We start from the raw sequence: 18,210 nt of genomic DNA, 5'->3' as shown, positions 1-18,210 counted from the left end.
ACTTTTTATGAAAAAGAATCTGTTCTTTACCCTGCTGATGCTGCCGGCGATGTTCGTGCAATCGTATGCACAGTCTGGTAAAGCCAACCAGGAATTGCTTCGTAAAGCGGATGAAACATTACAGTTTGCCGCCAGACAATATAAGGGGATGATGACCCATGTGCCGGATAGTGTAATGCCCCGCACCACTAATAAAGACGGCAGTCTGATGACCTCCAACTCCACCTGGTGGACATCCGGTTTTTATCCCGGCACCACCTGGTACCTGTATGAATACACGAAAGATCCTGCCTTTAAAGCAGAAGCCATCAAACGTATGCAGCTCTGCAAAAAAGAACAGTACAACACCCGCACCCACGACCTCGGGTTTATGATGTATTGTCCCTTTGGCAATGCCCTGCGTATCACCGGTGATACCGCTTATAAACGTATCCTGATCACCAGTGCCAATTCCTTGGCTACCCGCTTTAATTCTACAGTAGGCTGTATCAAGTCATGGGACCATGGCACCTGGAAGTTTCCGGTGATCATCGACAACATGATGAACCTGGAACTCCTGAACTGGGCCAGCCGTGAAACCCGCGATCCCCGTTATGCCATGATTGCACGTACCCACGCCAACACTACCATGGAACACCATTTCCGTCCGGATTACAGCTCTTATCATGTGATCGACTATGATCCTGCTACCGGAGACGTTTTCCAGAAAAGGACACACCAGGGCTTTGCCGACAGCTCTGCCTGGTCACGCGGACAGGCATGGGGACTGTATGGTTACGTCGTGATGTATCGTGATACCAAAGACAAATCTTATCTCAACCAGGCCCGTCATATTGCAGAATACATTCTCAACAACCCGCATATGCCGGCAGATCTGATTCCTTACTGGGACTACAACGCACCGGATATCCCCAATGCCTTGCGGGATGTTTCTGCCGGTGCGGTAGCTGCTTCTGCACTCCTGGAGCTGAGTCGCTATACCAATAAAACGGAAGGCAAACGCTACTGGAATGCTGCAGAGAAAATGCTGACAAGCCTCTGCAGTCCTGCTTATCTGGCTAAAGAAGGAGAAAATAATCAGTTTATCCTGATGCATAGTGTCGGCTCTCTGCCTCATAAATCTGAAGTAGACGTTCCTTTGACCTATGCGGATTATTATTTTGTGGAAGCGCTCCTGCGGTACAAGCAATGGGCTAAATAACTAATACCTTGGACAGACGATTTTTTCTGAAAGCAGTACCCATGGCCGGCATCGCCGGTTCCCTGAAAACGGATAAAAATATACTGGCGGATATAGCCGGCCCTGTGCCAGTCAACGACCGAGAGTATAACCTGAATCTGTTACTTCGTATATGCGATCCCGTAATAAGCAGTCTTGCTAAAGGACAACTCAAGGCTACCATGCCTACGGCCGTGGCTCCGCATTATGGCAAACCGGTTGACAAGGTCACCTACCTGGAGGCATTCGGCAGAACACTGGCGGGGCTGGCCCCCTGGCTGGAGCTGGGACCTGACAATACGATGGAAGGCAGCCGCCGTATCCTGATGCTGGAGAAAACACAGAAAGCCATCGCGATGGCGGTAGATCCGGCATCACCGGATTTTATGAACTTCACCAACAAGTTTGATCCGCAACCGCTGGTAGACGGAGCTTTTATGGCGCATGGACTGTTGAGGGCTCCGGAGTGGCTGTGGGAGCCACTCTCCGATACCACCAAACAACAGGTGATAGAAGCCTTTAAAAGTCTGCGGAGCATCAAAACATTCAGTACCAATAACTGGGTGCTGTTTGCAGCCATGATTGAAGTGGCGCTGCTGCAGTTCAATGGTGGCTGGGACCGCAAGCCGGTGGACTTTGCCATTGAGAAAATAATGGAATGGTATAAGGGCGACAGTATGTATGGTGACGGTGCTCATTTCCATTATGACTATTACAATTCCTTCGTGATACAGCCTATGTTGGTAGATGTGCTGAAAGTGCTGGTTGATCATCAGGAGGGCAGTAAAGAACAGTATGAGCTGGCGCTGAAGCGGATGCAACGTTATGGAGTGATACTGGAGCGGCAGATATCTCCGGAAGGTACATTCCCGGTGGTGGGCCGCTCGATGCCGTACCGGAATGCGGCTTTTCAGGCACTTACACAGCTCGTGCTGCAGGGAAAGCTGCCGCCAGAACTAACACCTGCACAGGTACGTTGTGCACTAACGGCAGTGAATAAACGAATTTTTGATACACCAGGTACCTTCGATAAAAATGGCTGGCTGCAGATTGGTTTTTGTGGCCATCAGCCTGAGATAGCGGATGTATATACCTCTACGGGCAGCCTCTATTTATGTACTACCGGTTTTCTGGACCTGGGCCTGCGGGCGCATCATCCTTACTGGTCTTCACCGGCAGCTGAGTGGACGGCACAGAAGGCATGGACAGGTAAAACTATCAATAAAGATCATTCACTGGAATGAGTTGGTGAATAATTTTGATAAAAAAAGAGTGGGAGAAGCATCATGCTTCTCCCACTCTTTTTTATGTGAAATAGGAATAATCTTATTGCTCTGGAAATAATCGTATAGTATCCTTGCCATCTGGCGTTAGCCATTTTTCGTAAACCACTCTGACCGGTTCATATTGCTGAGAGGCCAGGAACTGCTGCATCCGGTGGTTGTTGCTAAGCGTATAACGTACAATCCTGCGGATACCTTTACGGATGTAGATGGCTTCCAGTGCATCGTTGAGCTGACGGTAGATGCCCATTCTTCGGAAAGCGGGGGCTACATATCCGTCGGACACATAGAGTGTATTACCGGTATAGTCTTCAATGCGGCTTTCGTCGGGTTCTTCCACATAGGCGAAGATAAACCCTGCCGGTTCGTTGTCTTGCGTGGCCAGCAGGCAGGTACCGTCGTATTCTTCCTGTGTGGAGATCACATGTTGCATATAGTCGGCCCGGATGTTTTCCCAGGCGGCTGTTTTATGAAAGAAGTCCAGTTCAGAAAGATGCAGTTCTTTCATCATGGCAGCCAGCAGTTCATAATGATCGCTGACACGTATAGGCGTGATCGTTACCATGTGTTATTCCGGTTTGATAGGGCTACCGGTCCAGTCGGTACCGGGTTGCAGTTTTTCTCCTTTCATAACGAGCGACAGTGGTGTTATGTTGACATCATCGCCGATTTCGCTATCGTAGAGGATAATGGTGCGGGCGCCTATGCTGCAGCGCTCGCCGATTTTGATGGCGCCTATTTTCATCACTCTGTCTTCAAACAGGTGGGTTTGCGGGCCGCTGTCTTCATTGAGTGCAGAGTCGTGACCTATTTCCACCATATCAAATTCGGTGATATCGGTGGTGTTGAGCCATACGCGGTAACCGGCTTTAACACCCAGCATCCGCAGTAATACAGGCAGCCAGGGTGTGCCTCGCAGGAAGTCGAGCAGGAAAGGTACTGACAACGCTTCGTAGGTGGAAGTGGTGCCTTCGCTGCGCCATACTTTGGATGTCCACATCGGGCTCTGTATTGAACGGTACTGGCCGGTGAGTACCCATTTCATGACAACTGTGAAGAAGAATGCGGGCAGTCCGAGGAAAAACAGGTAATAGAAGGGGAATCCCAGCAGTACCTGCCACCAGGCTTTATCAGTTACCAGATCATGTGCATAGGCAATGAAGAGGATACTGCAGCATATCACGATGGTTTCAGGGATGAGGATACGTATAAATTCCATGAATCCTCTGGCCATTTTCCTTTGCGGAGAAGGATTGGTGGTCAGTTCCGGTGGGAAGAAACGGCTTTCCTGGCGGCGCGGGAGGGCGATCGCAGGGGAGCCAAACCAGTCGCGGGCGGTGCTGTTGGCCATCTGCTCTTTGGTAGGAGGGATAGAGAGTACCCCGATGAGCATATTGGGTGGCAGTTCATAGCCCTGTGGTATGAGGGCACTGTTGCCTACGAAGCTGGTATCGTGTATAACTGTTTTTTCGAGTATCAGTCGTTGTGCGCGGACATCGGACTCGCCGAGTGTTACCGCATCTGCGATGAAGGCGCCATTGCCTATTTCAAGCAGGGGATGGGTAACGCTGCTGGCGGTGGACACTTCTGTATTTTTCCCGATACGGGCTCCCAGTGCACGGAACAGGCTGGAGATATATACCGTGGCAAAGATGGGATGTATTACGATCAGTGTCAGCGACATCAGCTGGTCGGCAAACCATTTACGCACATAGAACAGGCTGTAAATGGGATAGGTGCCGGGTTTGATACCCCACTGCAACAGGCGGCTCAGCAGAACGGTCTGTCCGGTGAACAGGATGATATAACTCAGCGCCAGTGATGGCGTGATGATCATGTAGTTGAAGTTATAATCCGGCGCGGCGTTATCCAGCTGGTTGAGCGTGATGATAGTAGGCAGCAGGGGCAGCAGGATGGTAAAGGGGAATACCAGCAGGAACAGTGAGAAGATCAGGCTGTATTTTCTGCGGGTGGCAGCGGATACCGGCAGTGGTTGCGGCAGTTCGCTGATTTCCTTTTTTACTTTGAGTTGTGCGGGGCTGCCATGCCATACTTCGCCGGAGGCGATGCGGCTGTTGGCCGGCAGGTAACTCAGGTCCTGCAGTTCGCTCCAGGGTTCCATTACGGTATCACCGGCAATAACGGCGCTGCTGCCGATATAGGCATGGTCGCCGAGGTGTACGGTGCGTAATTTGAGCCATCCGTCTTCTACAAAGGCGTTGTTGATGACTGCCTGTGAGCTGATGCTCACATCGCTGCCGATGGTAACCAGGTCTTCGGCGCCGATGGTAACAGCACCGAGTTGTGCATCGGGGGCTATTTTCACGCCCAGGAGGCGGAGGTATGCCGGATAAAGTGGTGTGCCGTTGAGGAACTGTGAAGGCATGAGCCGTTGCATGGTTTTCACAAGCCACCAGCGGAAATAATATTGTCCCCACAGCGGGTAGTCGCCTGCTTTCATTTTGCCGATGACCAGCCATTTAACACTGATGATCAGAACTGAGAAGATGGGCGGTAGCAGGCAGAACATGCTCAGTGCGGTGATGATGGCATATCCCAGGCTGCTGGTTTCCTGTTCTACATAGTAGTAACCGAGGTAGGGCAGATATATCTGCATGGCAAAGAGTCCGAATATCAGCAGCAGCGATGCGGTTTGTGCTGACCAGCAGGCGAGGTGACGCCACCAGGGCACTTTGTTGAAGCTGCGTTCTTTCTTTTTGCCGGGTTGTGGTTGTGTGCTCCAGGTATCAACGAGTGACTGCAGCGGGCGGTGGATATAAATATCTTTCAGTGAAGCCTGTGGTACATTGGCTTCCCGGCGCAGGCGGGAAACAAAAGCGGCGGCGAGCAGGGAGTGTCCGCCCAGGTCAGTAAAGAAATCCTGTTGCAGGTTGATGTTCCTGTCGGGAAATACTTTGGTAAGGATGGCCAGTACCCGGTCCTGCAGCGGCGCGTTGGCATCGATGGTTTCATGCGTAACGGGCTGGGCGAAGGCAGGGGGCAGCGGTAATGCCTTGCGGTTTATTTTTCCGCTGGGCAGCCGTGGCATGTCATCCAGTTCGAGGATGGTGCCGGGCACCATGTAGGGAGGCAGTACTTTAGCCAGTTCAGCGCGGAAGTGGCCTTCATCAAAGGACTGGTCATCGCCCATCACTACATATCCTACCAGCTGGTCCTGGTCGTTGTTATCTTTTCTAACGGCAACGGCGGCGGCTACTACGCCGGCGATGGCGTTGAGCCTGTTTTCTATTTCACCCAGTTCTATGCGGTAGCCGCGTAATTTGATCTGGTCGTCGAGGCGGCCCTGGAAGTCGATGTTGCCGTCGGGGAGGATGATGGCGGCATCGCCGGTACGGTATACCATGTCTCCGGGGAGCATGTCCATGGAGACGGGTTTGGGCACGAACTTTTCGCGGGTCAGTTCGGGCCGGTCGATATAGCCGTAGCCTACGCCGGGGCCGGTGATCACCAGTTCACCACGTTCTCCGAGGGGGAGTATGTTCAGCTGGTCGTCTACTACTGCCATGTTGTAGTTGGGCAGCGGATGACCGATGGTGATGGGATCTCCTGGTTTGAGTGCGGCGAAGGTGGCGCTAACTGTTGTCTCCGTAGGTCCGTAACTGTTATAGAAGAGACGGGGAGGTACGCCCCACCGGGCCAATACCTGCGGGGTACAGGCCTCTCCTCCGGCATTGATCAGGCGGAGGGTGGGTATATCATCTTCCATAACGGCCAGCAGACTGGGTACGGCATGGAGGACGGTAATTTCTTCCTGCCGCAGGGTGGCAGCCAGTTCATCAATGGCTTTGGCGGTAGTGGTATCCGCCACCCAGAGGGTAGCCCCTGCAAAATAGCTGACCCAGGTTTCTTCGCACCACATATCAAAGGATACGGAAAAGCCCTGGTATACTTTATCGTGGGAGTTGATTTTGAGAATGGTCTGTTCGGCCCTTACCAGGTGGCATATCTGCCGGTGGGTGATGGGGATGCCTTTGGGCTTCCCTGTACTACCGGAGGTATACAGCACGTAGGCAATATTTTCAGGGGAAGGGCCGGCGGTCAGGTTGAACTGCTCTGTGATATCAGGTACCGGCGGTACAGCAAGAATAGCTGCCTCAAGGTGCAGCGATTCCTCACTAAAACAGGCGGCGGCCTGTACTTCGGTGAGTACACCCTCCACCCTTTCTGCCGGCATTTCGCGGTCAAGCGGAACGTAGGCCGCCCCGGCTTTTACGATACCCAGGATCGCTGCATGCAGTTCCAGTCCCCGCGGCCACCATACGCCTACCACACTGCCAGGTCCAATGCCCCGCGCTTGCAGCATGGCAGCTACGGCGTCGCTCCAGTGGTCCATTTCGGCGTAAGTGAGGGATTGGTGCTGGAATATCAGCGCGGTATGATGTGCATGCTCTTTAGCTGCATGTCTGAAAATATCCGCCAGGGTTTCCTGTTGTATTAATTCCTTTAGCTGGGGCCCTTTTACTATACTATAACCATTCATAATTTTGCTTCCTGTAGTAATCATTAGTCTTGGTATTAACAAAGTTACAGGGTACAGTGATAGGTAGTAATTATAATTACCTTAAATTTAAGTATTATGGGCGAATTTACGCTTATAATCTGGCAAAATGCTGTAGCCGGGGCGCAGTCTTAGAAGATAATTTCATGAAGGAGGCCGCCAGACAAGGCCGGTTGCGCTGATTTTTGACCCGCCATCAGGAAACAATGAAAAATTGTCGGAACAGGTGCTGTCTGTAAGTCAGGATTGTAATGATTCCGCTGATAATCAGCAACAATCAGCCAGACTGCCGATGGTGCCATCATTGGCCAGGAACGCCGTACGGAGCAGACCAGCGGCATTTTCCGAAGGGGAATAGGTCGTTTTCAGGTAGGTCCTGCCTCTCCCCTGGCAGCGGATCTCCGGCATCGAAAGTCAGGTTGCTGCCCTGGTAATGGAAGGACCCAACTGAGAGCTTAACTGGAGAGAAACTACCATTTAACCGGTTTACGATTATCCCAATTGGTATGGCGGACTATCAAAAGATGCTACGGAAACGATGGTTTGCCTATTGCTTTTTCAGACAGCAGCTCACGGAAATTCTGTGGATTTTAACGGAAATGGATATACGATATCATGATTGGTTATGCTGAATGGCGCCGATACATGAAACAGGTCAATGTGTTTGACTGTCTGTTATCTTTTTTATTTCATCCAGTACATGACTCCAGTATATTTTCATTTCTTCCCGCTCCTGGCTGTTGGCCAGCCATTCGTGGTGAAAGCTGATGGTGGTTTTTTCTTTTGCGGGGATCACCCTTATCTGAAGGGTAGAGGTATTGGTTTGTCCTTTATGTTGCCATTTCATTCTGATCACTTTCACTTCAGTGACGCTGGTAACGGTAATGGTTATACCGGCTGTAGTGGTGTAGGTATCTCCCGGCTGAAAGGTAAGCAGGGCTTTATTATCCAGCCAGGCGCCGAGGACGGGTTGGCTGAAGAGGATCGTCCAGGCTTGCGCCGGTGTTAAGGAAAAGGTACGTCTGACGCCTGTTTCCCAGCCTTGTGAAGAGGTGTTGCCGACTGCGCTGTTGGGTGTTGTCATTTTTTAAAATAAAGGTAGAAAAAAATATTTTGGCTCATTTTTAATATGTAACAATTTGTTTTTGAATTGTTTTTAAAGAGGTACTTGTTGTGATATCAATGCTTTCTTTTGAAGAACTGTAACAAGGTAAAATTTTTTTTATATTTTTATTCTAACCTATAAAAGTGTAAGTAGAGGATAACGATAGTATTGCAACCAAAATCTGAATTAGTGATACTGCTGTGAAGCACTGTAGCATAAATAAAACCAAAATCAGAATCAGAATCAGTTTTTCTTAACAAGTAAAATCAAAATTTAAGCTAACAGAAATTTTATCTAAGCGAAAAAATCTAAATCTAATTACGTACAGCCGTGCTGTAGAAACAGTGCTGTAGTACTATGGCCAGTAATCTTTAAGAGGAATTATTTAGAAACTCAAATGCGATTTTAATACCCGTCATGATCAGTCATGATGTAGGGAGAGCTATGACCAAAATCTGATTACATCAGCATTTTACTATTTATTAATCTAAACCAAAATCTGCAATTACATGAGGAAATTATTACTCGTGGTGGCCAGTATGCTATTAATAGCAGCTTCGTTGCTGGCACAAAATCAACGTACTGTTACGGGCAGGGTTACCGATGAGTCGGGGAATCCGTTACCCGGTGTAACAGTGAGTCTGCCAGGAGGTAAAGCCGGAACTATTTCAGATGCCAATGGCGGCTTTTCTATTTCTGTACCTCAGGATGCGAAGGCGCTGAGAGTTTCATTTGTTGGATATGAGTCCCGGACAATGGCCATTGCCGGTAACAGTGTTGGTGTTATTAAGTTAAAAGCTGATACCAAAGCCATTTCGGAAGTGATTATAGTGGGTTATGGTACACAACGTAAAAAAGATGTAACAGGTAGTATAGCCAGCGTTAAAGGTACAGCTGTAGCGGAGTTGCCGGTGCAGAGCTTTGAAGCTGGTCTGGGCGGTCGTGCTGCAGGTGTGCAGATCACTGTTCCGAATGGGGTGGTGAACAACCCCCCGGTATTCCGTATCCGCGGTGCCAACTCTATTGCCGGTAGTTATCCGTTGATTGTTATTGACGGTGTTCCTACTTTTACCGGTGATGCAGGATCCACCAGCGCTCCGCTGAACCCCCTGTCCAGTATCAATCCTGCTGATATTGAGTCTATAGATGTATTGAAAGATGCTTCTGCTACTGCTATTTATGGTAGCCGTGCAGCTAACGGTGTGGTACTGGTTACCACTAAAAAAGGTAAAGCTGGTAAGGTAAGGATATCCTATGATGGATGGGTAGGTGCTACTGCTCCCACCAGACTGCCCAAGCTGCTGAATGCACGCCAGTATGTAGCGATTAAAAATGAGGCAGAAAAAAACAACCCAACCAGTAAAGAGCGTTATGCATTGAATGTGGATGCTAAGGGAGATACTATTGATACAGACTGGCGTGATGTAGTATATCGCAGTCGTGCTATCTCCCAAAGCCATACTGTTTCTGCTTCCGGTGGAAACGAAAATACTACTTACTATTTCTCTGCCGGTTACACCAAACAGGAAGGTATCCTGAAAAGGAATGACTTCATCCGTAAAAACCTGCTCTTCAACATTGACCAGCGTTTGGGCAAAGTGGTATCACTGGGTACCAAACTGTCTTTCTCCAATGAACAAAGTCTGATCTCTGGCGCTTCCGGTTCAATAGAAGGAGAATCGTTTGCTTCCGGTGGTCTTGCCAGGCTGGCATTTGTGACTTCTCCGATTGTAACACCTTATAACAAAGACGGCAGTTACAATATCTCAGGTCAGTATATCGGTAACTATGACAGTTCTTCCCGTACCGGTTTGTACAACCCGCAGGTGTTGCTGGATCTGGATCATTCCAATACAGAGAACAACCACGTACAGGGTAACGTATACCTGCAGGCCAAACCATTTGAATGGTTAACCCTGCGTACACAGTACGGTATCGACTATATGTTCCTCAATAATGATATCTACCAGAACAATATCCATGGTGATGCGTGGACGCTTAACGGTAGAGCATACGGTATCTTTGCGCAAAGCAAAAGATGGGTATGGACCAATACCGCACAGTTGGAACACAGTTTTGGTAAACATAATGTAAGCCTGTTGCTGGGTAGTGAACAGCAGCGTGACAACCGTCAGCGTTATGGCATCACGCGTTCAGGACAAACAGATAAATACTTTACCAACGTACAGGGTGGCTGGAGCCTTAATGATCCTTCCGGCATGTTACGTCGTGAGAACTATCTGCTGTCTGCCTTCAGCCGTGCTAACTATACCTATGCGGATAAATATTTCTTAAGTGCTAATCTCAGGCAGGACCAATATTCAGCTTTTGGTCCTGACAAAAAGAAAGGTGTATTCTATGGTTTTGCTGCCGGATGGGAAATTGCAAAAGAAAATTTCTGGACTGACGGTGCATTGGGCAGGGTTTTCAACAGCTTTAAAATCAGAGGTAGCTATGGTAAGGTGGGTAACTCTGCCGGTATAGCTGATTTTGATGCGCTGGCCTTGTACACTCCATCTCTGTATGGCGGTGATGGTTCCCTTTATTACAGCCAGACCGGAAATCCGCAACTGGGATGGGAAGTAAGTAAGAAAACAGACCTTGGTATCTCTTTTGGCTTGTTTAACGGTAGGCTCACCGGTGAAGCTGCTTACTACTATAACAATATTGATGGTTTGATTTTGTTCCTGACACAGCCGCCTTCCGCAGGTGTTCCGACCACTATTCCGACCAATATTGGCCGCATGTATAACAGAGGTTTTGAGTTTTCCGTGAATGCAGTTGCTATCAATAAAAAAGATTTCCAGTGGAATAGTTCCTTCAATATTTCCTTCAACAAAAATGAAGTGACTGACCTGGCCGGATCAGCTGTTATTCCTTTCACCACCAGTAGTCTTGAACAAACCAGTGCCAATGCCGTAGGATATCCGGTATCCATGATTTTCCTGGTAAGAGAAGGTGGTGTAGACCCTGCTACCGGCAGAAGGATATTTATCAATAAAGCCGGCGAAAACGTGTACTACGATGCGAGTTCCAAAAAATACAACTATGCTGATGGTAAAACAGCGCCCAGTGTAAGCGTAAATGATGCGGTACCTTACAAAAATACCAACCCTAAAATCCTGGGTGGTTTTGAAAATACGTTCCGTTACAAAGCATTTGAACTGAACGTACTGTTGACCTACCAGGCTGGCTTCTACGTGTACTACGGCAGCCGTGCCGGTTTGCTGGACCAGCGTTTCTGGAACAACAGCACCGAAGTACTTGACAGATGGCAGAAACCTGGTGATGTTACCAATATTCCGAAACTGGTATTTGGCGACAACGTTTCCAACGGTTCCAGCTTTGCAAATTCATCTAACGTGTTCAAAGGAGATTTTATCAAACTCCGTAATGTTGGTCTTACTTATAATCTCCCTGAAAGAATTGCGGCAAAAGCACGTATGTCTGCGGCGCGCATATATGTAAGGGCTCAGAATCTGGCCATTATCACCAAATATCCTGGGCCTGATCCGGAAGTGTCTTCCAACGGTAACAATGTTTCCGGTCAGGGTATAGATCGTAACACACTGGCTAATGGCCGCACAGTTACGGTAGGAGTTAATGTTAATTTCTAAACTGAATGAAGATGAAAAGAACCAATTTATATATCCTTTTATTGGCGACAGGGTTATTGGCCAGTTGCCAGAAAGAGCTGCTGAAACCTGTTCCTACAACCGATATCTCCGCGTTTTCTGCATTCGAAAATGCGGAACGTATAGCCAACCAGGTGAATGGTATGTACAGCGTGTTGAAGAACGGGAAATTTCTGGGTGGAAAACTGGCAGTTGCCAATGAAGTAAGGGCCGGCGATTTTGTAGTGGAAGGTAGTAACAGTGTGACTTTATATCTCACCTGGAGCATGATTCCCAACGGTACAGCCCAAGAGGTAATCGAAACCTGGGAGCAGGGATATCTTACCATCAACAATGCGAACGTATTTATTGATGGAATGAATGCGGTAGGAACCAAGGTGGTAGGTGATGAGCTGTCTAAAAAATATATCGGAGAAGCGAAATTTGTGCGTGCACTGAGCTACTTTACCTTGTTGCAGATTTATGCCCGTCCATACTGGGATGGCGCTGGCAGCAAACCGGGGCTGGTGTTGCATACGCAGGGACATACTAAAAAAGAAGACTATAATAAAGCGAGGGCCAGTGTGGCAGAAGTATATGCACAGATCCTGAAAGATCTGGATGATGCAGAAGGCGCTTTACCGGCAGCTACAGCCGGCAACAAAGCCAGCATAACGCATGCAACTTCCACAGCCGCTGTTGCTTTAAAGACAAGGGTATATCTGCACATGGCTAACTATGCCAAGGTAATCACAGAGGCCAATAAACTGGTATCTGCTGCAGCTCCTTTTGTTTCGCCCACCAAACATGCACTGGCACCTGATATCACGAAAGTATTTGCTTCCAACTATCAGTCAACAGAATCCGTCTTTTCACTGCCTTTCACCAGTGTGGTAGGAGACTACCCGGGTACTCAAACGCAGCTGGGCTTCTATTACAGTACAGAGTATTCCATCGATGCCAAGTCTGGTGTTTTTGCGGATGCCACCTGGAAAGCAGGCGATGCACGCAGGAGCTTTATCCGGACTGTGGGCGCAAAATCATACTGGAATAAGTTTTCTACTCCAAGTCCTTATACAGACTGGATTCCGGTGATCCGTTATGCAGAAGTATTGTTGAATCTTGCAGAAGCGAAAGTACGCAGTACCAACACGGTGGACGCACAGGCAGTTGCATTGCTGAGTGCAGTAAGAGGGAGATCAGATGCCGGCACTACTTATACTACTGCTGACTTTGCAGATGCCAATGCTTTGCTCACTGCTATCCAGAACGAAAAACATATTGAATTTATCGGTGAAGGTATGAGAGGAAATGAGATTACCCGTCTGGGGCAGACCATACCGGGGAAATCCAATCCGGCAGTGACAATTGATCCGGTGCCGAGTAATTCATCAAAATACATCTGGCCTGTCTCCGCGAATGAACTGCTTTATAACAAGCTATGCGTAGATAACCAGTAAAGAATATCCTCTAATTAACAGACAGGCATTTTCCAGTGCTGGTCCTCTTTCATAAGCAAATAGGGCTGCCCTTCACGAGTGGGCGGCCCTTTTATTTTGTGTCCGTTTTGGCAGCTTCCCATCCGATCATTGCCTGTTTACGTATATTTCCCCAGTGATACTGACCAAATTCGCCGGTAGCTCTGATCACACGATGACAGGGTATGAGGAAGGCTACGGGATTTTGTCCTACAGCGGTACCTACGGCCCTGGAAGCACGCGGACTGTCTACTGCTGCCGCCAGTTGCTGATAGGTGGTGAGATCTCCCATCGGTATTTTCAGCAGGGCTTCCCATACTTTCAACTGGAAAGCGGTGCCTTTCAGGTGTAGTTTGATTTCAGAAAGACGATGTTGTTCTTTGGTGAAAATATACAGCGTGTTTTGCTGGATGAGATCTACCATTTGAGTGAACTGCGCGTTGGGGAAGCTGGCTATCAGCTCCTGTAAAGCCGTTTCACGATTGTCGGCAAACGCCATGTGGCAGACACCTTTTTCGGTGGAAGCGATCAGGATATTACCGAAAGGACTTTCTGCAAAGCTGTAGTTGATATGCAGGGATTTGCCTCCGTTTTTATATTCCCCTGGTGTCATGCTTTCTATGTTGATGAAAAGGTCGTGCAGCCGGCCTGTGCCTGATAATCCGGTTTCAAATGCGGCATCAAACACGGTTGTTTTTTCCTGTTTCAGGATATGTTTGGCGTGATGGAGCGTAAGGTATTGCAGGAACTTTTTAGGTGTTACTCCTGCCCATTCACTAAATACCCGCTGGAAATGAAACGGGCTCATATGTACAGCGGCCGCCATATCCTTCAGTTCCGGCTGTTCCCTGAAATGATCGTTGATGTATGTAATTGCCGTGGCAATCTTATCGTAGTTGTTCATGATCTTATTGTTTAGGACAAAATTACCACGACGAAAGTCGGCAAAAAACCCGGAACTTGCGGAACCTAAAGCTTTTGCAGTCCTGCCTGCCATCAAAAAAATTCTGTTACATATATTATTTTTTGTAGATTCCCTATCAGGAAGCATACATACTTATTAAAATCCATGGTCATGAAAATGAAAAAAACATTCATGGTAGCAGCAGCACTTACAGCAGCAGTTACCTTGTGTTCTCTGGCATTGCCTCAGGAGAACGAAAAGCCTAAAAACCTCAAAATATTACCGAAAGATATCAGCCATGATGAGCTGATTTCCACCATGCGCTCGTTTAATACCGCTTTGGGTGTGAAATGTAATTTCTGTCATGCACAGCAGAAAGATGACCCTAAGAAACTGGATTTTGCGAGTGATGACAACCAGCATAAGGATGTGGCCCGTGAAATGATGAAAATGACCAAACGCATCAACAAAAAATTCTTTAAGAACAGTGACGTCATGACGGTATCCTGCTATACCTGTCACCATGGTAACGAAGAGCCTAAAAGCAAACCTGACGCAGCAGCAGCGCCTGCAGCAGCACCGGCGCCTGGCAAATAAGGCTGGCAAAATGATATGTTAAAAGGGCCGTCTTCCTTTGGGAAGAGGGCCCTTTTTCTATGTATAAGGTTTTGATCAATAGAGCTTTGGCTGCCAACGCATTTTAAGATATAATCATTATTGATCATATTACTGATTTACTGACCGGAAAATGCTTATCTTTACCGATGTTATGTTGAGTTCAAAGCATAAGGCTCTCTCCAGAATCTTTCTTTACTGCTCTCCTCAATGCTGAACGCTAGTGAAAAAAAAGCGTTTTGATTTTTATTACGAACAGATTTAATACAATATGCTATTTGAGCAATTAGGGCTGATTGAGCCCATTTTAAAAGCGATAAAAAAAGAAGGTTATACCCAGCCTACCCCCATACAAGTAAAATCCATTCCTATTGTTTTAGAAGGGAAAGACCTACTGGGATGTGCACAGACAGGCACAGGTAAAACAGCTGCATTTGCCATCCCCATTCTGCAACAGCTTTACAATACCAGGTCTGGTGTTGAAGGCGGTTATAAACATATCCGCTCACTGATCCTTACGCCTACACGTGAACTGGCTTTACAGATTGATGAAAGTTTTGAAGCGTATGGAAAATTCACCGGTCTTAAACATGATGTTATCTTCGGTGGCGTACCACAACACCGGCAAACGATCGCACTGCGCAACGGAACGGATATCCTCATTGCCACACCAGGCCGTCTGCTCGACCTGATGAACCAGGGTTATATTTACCTGGACCATCTGGAGATATTTGTGCTGGATGAAGCAGACCGTATGCTGGACATGGGTTTCATCAACGATATCAAAAAAGTGATCCGTGAACTGCCGCAGCAACGGCAAACACTGTTCTTTTCGGCGACTATGCCGCCGAACATATCCAAGCTGGCCAATTCCCTGTTGTACAACCCGGAAATGGTGGCTATTACGCCAGTGTCTACTACTGCGGAAAGAGTGGAGCAGTCGGTATATTTTGTGAAGAAGAAAGATAAGCCGCTGTTGCTGGATCATATCCTGAAAGACAAAACCATCCGCCGTACCATCGTGTTTACACAAACCAAACACGGCGCCGACAGGATTGCTAAGAACCTCCGGAAAAGTAATATCAACGCGGATGCGCTGCATGGCGACAAGTCACAGTCTTCCCGTCAGAATACGCTAACAAACTTTAAAAGCGGCAAGCTTCGTGTACTGGTGGCCACAGATATTGCTGCCAGAGGCATTGACGTAGATTCGCTGGAACATGTGATCAACTACGATCTGCCCAATGTATCAGAAACCTATGTGCATCGTATAGGCCGTACCGGTAGAGCCGGCGCTGCCGGTTACGCGCTCTCTTTCTGTGCGCTGGAAGAAAGGCCGTTTCTCAACAGCATCAATAAACTCACCAAACAAAAGATTCCTGCAGTGAGTCATCCGTTTGAAGAGTCTGCGCTGATTGAAGCCAACAATGCAGATCCGGATACACCAAAGGCACCACCCAGAAAGCCAAAGCCTAAGAACCGCAACCGCTACGGGCGCAACGGCAAAGCGGACAAACGCGACCAGAAGATTGATTTTTAATTCCAGTCCCGGGGCTGAAGCCCTGGGCTATATTAGATGGAAGCAGAATCACGTTGCTATCGTATTGCTGAGTCCTTGCCTATTAGCCGGAACCTTGGTTACATTGTCTGAAACCTGCTCGTTTGGCTTAATAAAGCATAGTCTATTTTAGCTTAAAGCTCTCCACTATATTACTAAAGCCTTCATCATCTATTGGCTCTGGCCTGGATTAAAGGAGGCAAATCAAAATTAGCCCAGGGCTTTAGCCCTGGGAATAAATTAAGCTATTTCCACAGGCAGCTGTCCTTTTTTAATGGCTTTGGTAAATTCCGCGAAGTCTTTTTCAGTTTGATCGGCGTAGGCCACCGCAAATTTGCCGATGGCGGTATCCATTAACTCACTCTTACCCATATACGCACTGATTTGTTCTGAGGGGCCGGTTTTGGCATGGGCACGTGCCAGCATGCGACCACAGAGGCCTGCATAAGCCATCAGTACTTCTTTATCAAAATGATTCACATCGGGGGCTATTTTACGGTCTCTCAGCTGCCGCAGGTAAAAATGGCGGCCATCGTCGCTGGTGCTCCATCCCAGGAAGATATCACTGGCTGCCTGTACCAGGCGTTGTCCCTGTACTACGCGTTCACCTGCATGTTTGTATTTGCTTTTGGCGGTGAAGTTTTCCAATACGCTGGCATTGGCTTCCTTTACCTGCAGAAACAGCGGTTCGTTTTTATCATTCATCATCAGTGCTACCAGGCAACGGGTACCTACGCTGCCTACGCCTACTACCTTCAGGGCAACATCTTCCACATGATATTTGCTGAAGAGATAACGACGATCTTCCTGAAGGGTATGGCTATATTCCTTGAGGAAGTTCTGGATACTGGCTTTCTCTTTTTCCAGGTTCAGCGGATGATAGATCAGTGGGTGCTGGTCGGTGATTTCAAAGGTGCCCAACACGTTTTCGGTGATTTTGTAGAAAACTTGCTGAGGGGTGGCTTTCTCTGCTTTGGCGATAGCATCCCTTAGCATATTTCTTACCTCATCGCTGGTGGTACTGTTCATCAGGGCATGCATTTCGAATTTCATATACCAGAGGTCAAGGGTGTTCATCCGGGAGTATTCGTACATGCTATGACGGTAGGAGGTGCTTACTTTGACGGCCATATCACGGGCATCTGCTTCCTTGAGTTGGTTGTGACGGGCTGCGAGCACAAAGCTGGTAGCCAGTCTTTTGACATCCCATTCCCAGGTGGCCGGGAGGGTTTCATCGAAGTCATTGGCGTCGAAGATGAGTGTTCGTTCAGGAGTGGCGAAGCCGCCGAAATTGCTCAGATGGCAGTCGCCGATGGCCTGTACGGTCAGCTGGGTATGTGGTAGTCCGGAGAGGTCGAAGGCCATGAGGCCGGCCATACCGCGGTAAAAAGCAAAGGGTGATTCGCTCATCCTGCCGTGGCGGATGGGTATCAGCTTTTTTACCCGTCCTTCATTGGATGTCCGGATAGCCTCCAGTACACTGGGGCGTTGGGGGGAGAGGATAAAATCACCTTGTGAGGTGCGGGGAACGGTGGCCCTGATTTGTTTGCCGGGTGTATCTTTTTCAACAGCCATAAGCAACTGCGACCAGTGATGGATGTGAAAACACCAGCCGTTTATAAAATTACGAATTATCAATCACGAATGACGAATGAATGATCTCTGTATTCGTCATTTGTGATTGATAACGCGTAATTATTTATCCTGGTAGCGGGTGAAGCGGAATTTGTCTTTGATGGCTTCGTTGAAATAGGTGCCTTTGGAACGGGCCTTTTTCATGGCGCGGTATATGGCTTCCGGTACGGCTTCATAGTCGTATATCGCGCCTGACATGAAAACGATGCGTAGTACCGCATGCAGGCCGTCATAGTAATATGCCCGGATAACAGAGGACGGCATGACTGATGTATTAGCA

General features: G+C 48.2%; 13 protein-coding genes. 6 read left to right on the top strand and 7 right to left on the bottom strand.

The genetic code is table 11. The features are described 5' to 3' along the window. The first annotated feature begins 7 nt into the window (after positions 1-7). Positions 8-1,201, top strand: coding sequence for a glycoside hydrolase family 88 protein (locus tag DF182_RS08025; protein ID WP_113615126.1), 1,194 nt, complete (start codon positions 8-10; stop codon positions 1,199-1,201). A gap of 8 nt (positions 1,202-1,209) precedes the next feature. Beyond that, positions 1,210-2,463, top strand: a complete 1,254-nt coding sequence (locus DF182_RS08020) for a DUF2264 domain-containing protein (RefSeq protein ID WP_113615125.1) — start codon at positions 1,210-1,212, stop codon at positions 2,461-2,463. 82 nt (positions 2,464-2,545) lie between these two features. On the opposite strand, the gene DF182_RS08015 is transcribed toward DF182_RS08020, so the two are convergent. The 4 genes from DF182_RS08015 to DF182_RS08005 form a co-directional block, all read right to left on the bottom strand. Then, on the bottom strand, positions 2,546-3,067 hold the full coding sequence (locus DF182_RS08015) for a GNAT family N-acetyltransferase (protein ID WP_113615124.1): 522 nt from the start codon (positions 3,065-3,067) through the stop codon (positions 2,546-2,548). Positions 3,068-3,070: 3 nt separating this feature from the next. After that, entirely contained in the window at positions 3,071-7,027 is a 3,957-nt protein-coding gene (locus DF182_RS08010) for a Pls/PosA family non-ribosomal peptide synthetase (RefSeq protein WP_211327080.1), read from the bottom strand. A 261-nt stretch (positions 7,028-7,288) separates the two neighbouring features. Continuing rightward, a complete protein-coding gene (locus DF182_RS32275; RefSeq protein WP_153259995.1) occupies positions 7,289-7,429 on the bottom strand; it encodes a hypothetical protein in 141 nt (46 codons plus the stop codon). 247 nt (positions 7,430-7,676) lie between these two features. Next, positions 7,677-8,105 (bottom strand): SRPBCC domain-containing protein, encoded by a 429-nt coding sequence (locus DF182_RS08005; RefSeq protein WP_113615122.1) that lies wholly within the window; start codon positions 8,103-8,105, stop codon positions 7,677-7,679. 530 nt (positions 8,106-8,635) lie between these two features. On the opposite strand from DF182_RS08005, the gene DF182_RS08000 reads away from it, so the two are divergent. Both DF182_RS08000 and DF182_RS07995 read left to right on the top strand, forming a co-directional pair. After that, positions 8,636-11,743, top strand: coding sequence for a SusC/RagA family TonB-linked outer membrane protein (locus DF182_RS08000; protein WP_113615121.1), 3,108 nt, complete (start codon positions 8,636-8,638; stop codon positions 11,741-11,743). An 11-nt stretch (positions 11,744-11,754) separates the two neighbouring features. Beyond that, positions 11,755-13,200 carry a RagB/SusD family nutrient uptake outer membrane protein gene (locus tag DF182_RS07995; RefSeq protein ID WP_211327079.1) on the top strand — a complete coding sequence of 482 codons (1,446 nt, stop codon included), beginning with the start codon at positions 11,755-11,757 and terminating at the stop codon, positions 13,198-13,200. A 91-nt stretch (positions 13,201-13,291) separates the two neighbouring features. Here DF182_RS07995 and DF182_RS07990 read toward each other — a convergent pair whose 3' ends face one another. Next, positions 13,292-14,122 carry a methylated-DNA--[protein]-cysteine S-methyltransferase gene (locus DF182_RS07990; RefSeq protein WP_113616811.1) on the bottom strand — a complete coding sequence of 277 codons (831 nt, stop codon included), beginning with the start codon at positions 14,120-14,122 and terminating at the stop codon, positions 13,292-13,294. A 171-nt stretch (positions 14,123-14,293) separates the two neighbouring features. On the opposite strand from DF182_RS07990, the gene DF182_RS07985 reads away from it, so the two are divergent. Both DF182_RS07985 and DF182_RS07980 read left to right on the top strand, forming a co-directional pair. Then, on the top strand, positions 14,294-14,719 hold the full coding sequence (locus DF182_RS07985) for a c-type cytochrome (protein ID WP_113615119.1): 426 nt from the start codon (positions 14,294-14,296) through the stop codon (positions 14,717-14,719). Positions 14,720-15,008: 289 nt separating this feature from the next. Further along, positions 15,009-16,277: a DEAD/DEAH box helicase gene (locus DF182_RS07980; protein WP_113615118.1), complete on the top strand. Its 1,269-nt coding sequence runs from the start codon at positions 15,009-15,011 to the stop codon at positions 16,275-16,277. A gap of 258 nt (positions 16,278-16,535) precedes the next feature. Here DF182_RS07980 and DF182_RS07975 read toward each other — a convergent pair whose 3' ends face one another. Both DF182_RS07975 and DF182_RS07970 read right to left on the bottom strand, forming a co-directional pair. Next, positions 16,536-17,870 carry a DUF2252 domain-containing protein gene (locus tag DF182_RS07975; protein WP_113615117.1) on the bottom strand — a complete coding sequence of 445 codons (1,335 nt, stop codon included), beginning with the start codon at positions 17,868-17,870 and terminating at the stop codon, positions 16,536-16,538. 120 nt (positions 17,871-17,990) lie between these two features. Beyond that, positions 17,991-18,194, bottom strand: coding sequence for a KTSC domain-containing protein (locus DF182_RS07970; protein WP_113615116.1), 204 nt, complete (start codon positions 18,192-18,194; stop codon positions 17,991-17,993). Between the last annotated feature and the right edge of the window lie 16 nt (positions 18,195-18,210).

Source organism: Chitinophaga flava (assembly GCF_003308995.1).
GTDB lineage: Bacteria > Bacteroidota > Bacteroidia > Chitinophagales > Chitinophagaceae > Chitinophaga > Chitinophaga flava.
This window is presented reverse-complemented; position numbering and strand designations above follow the sequence as displayed.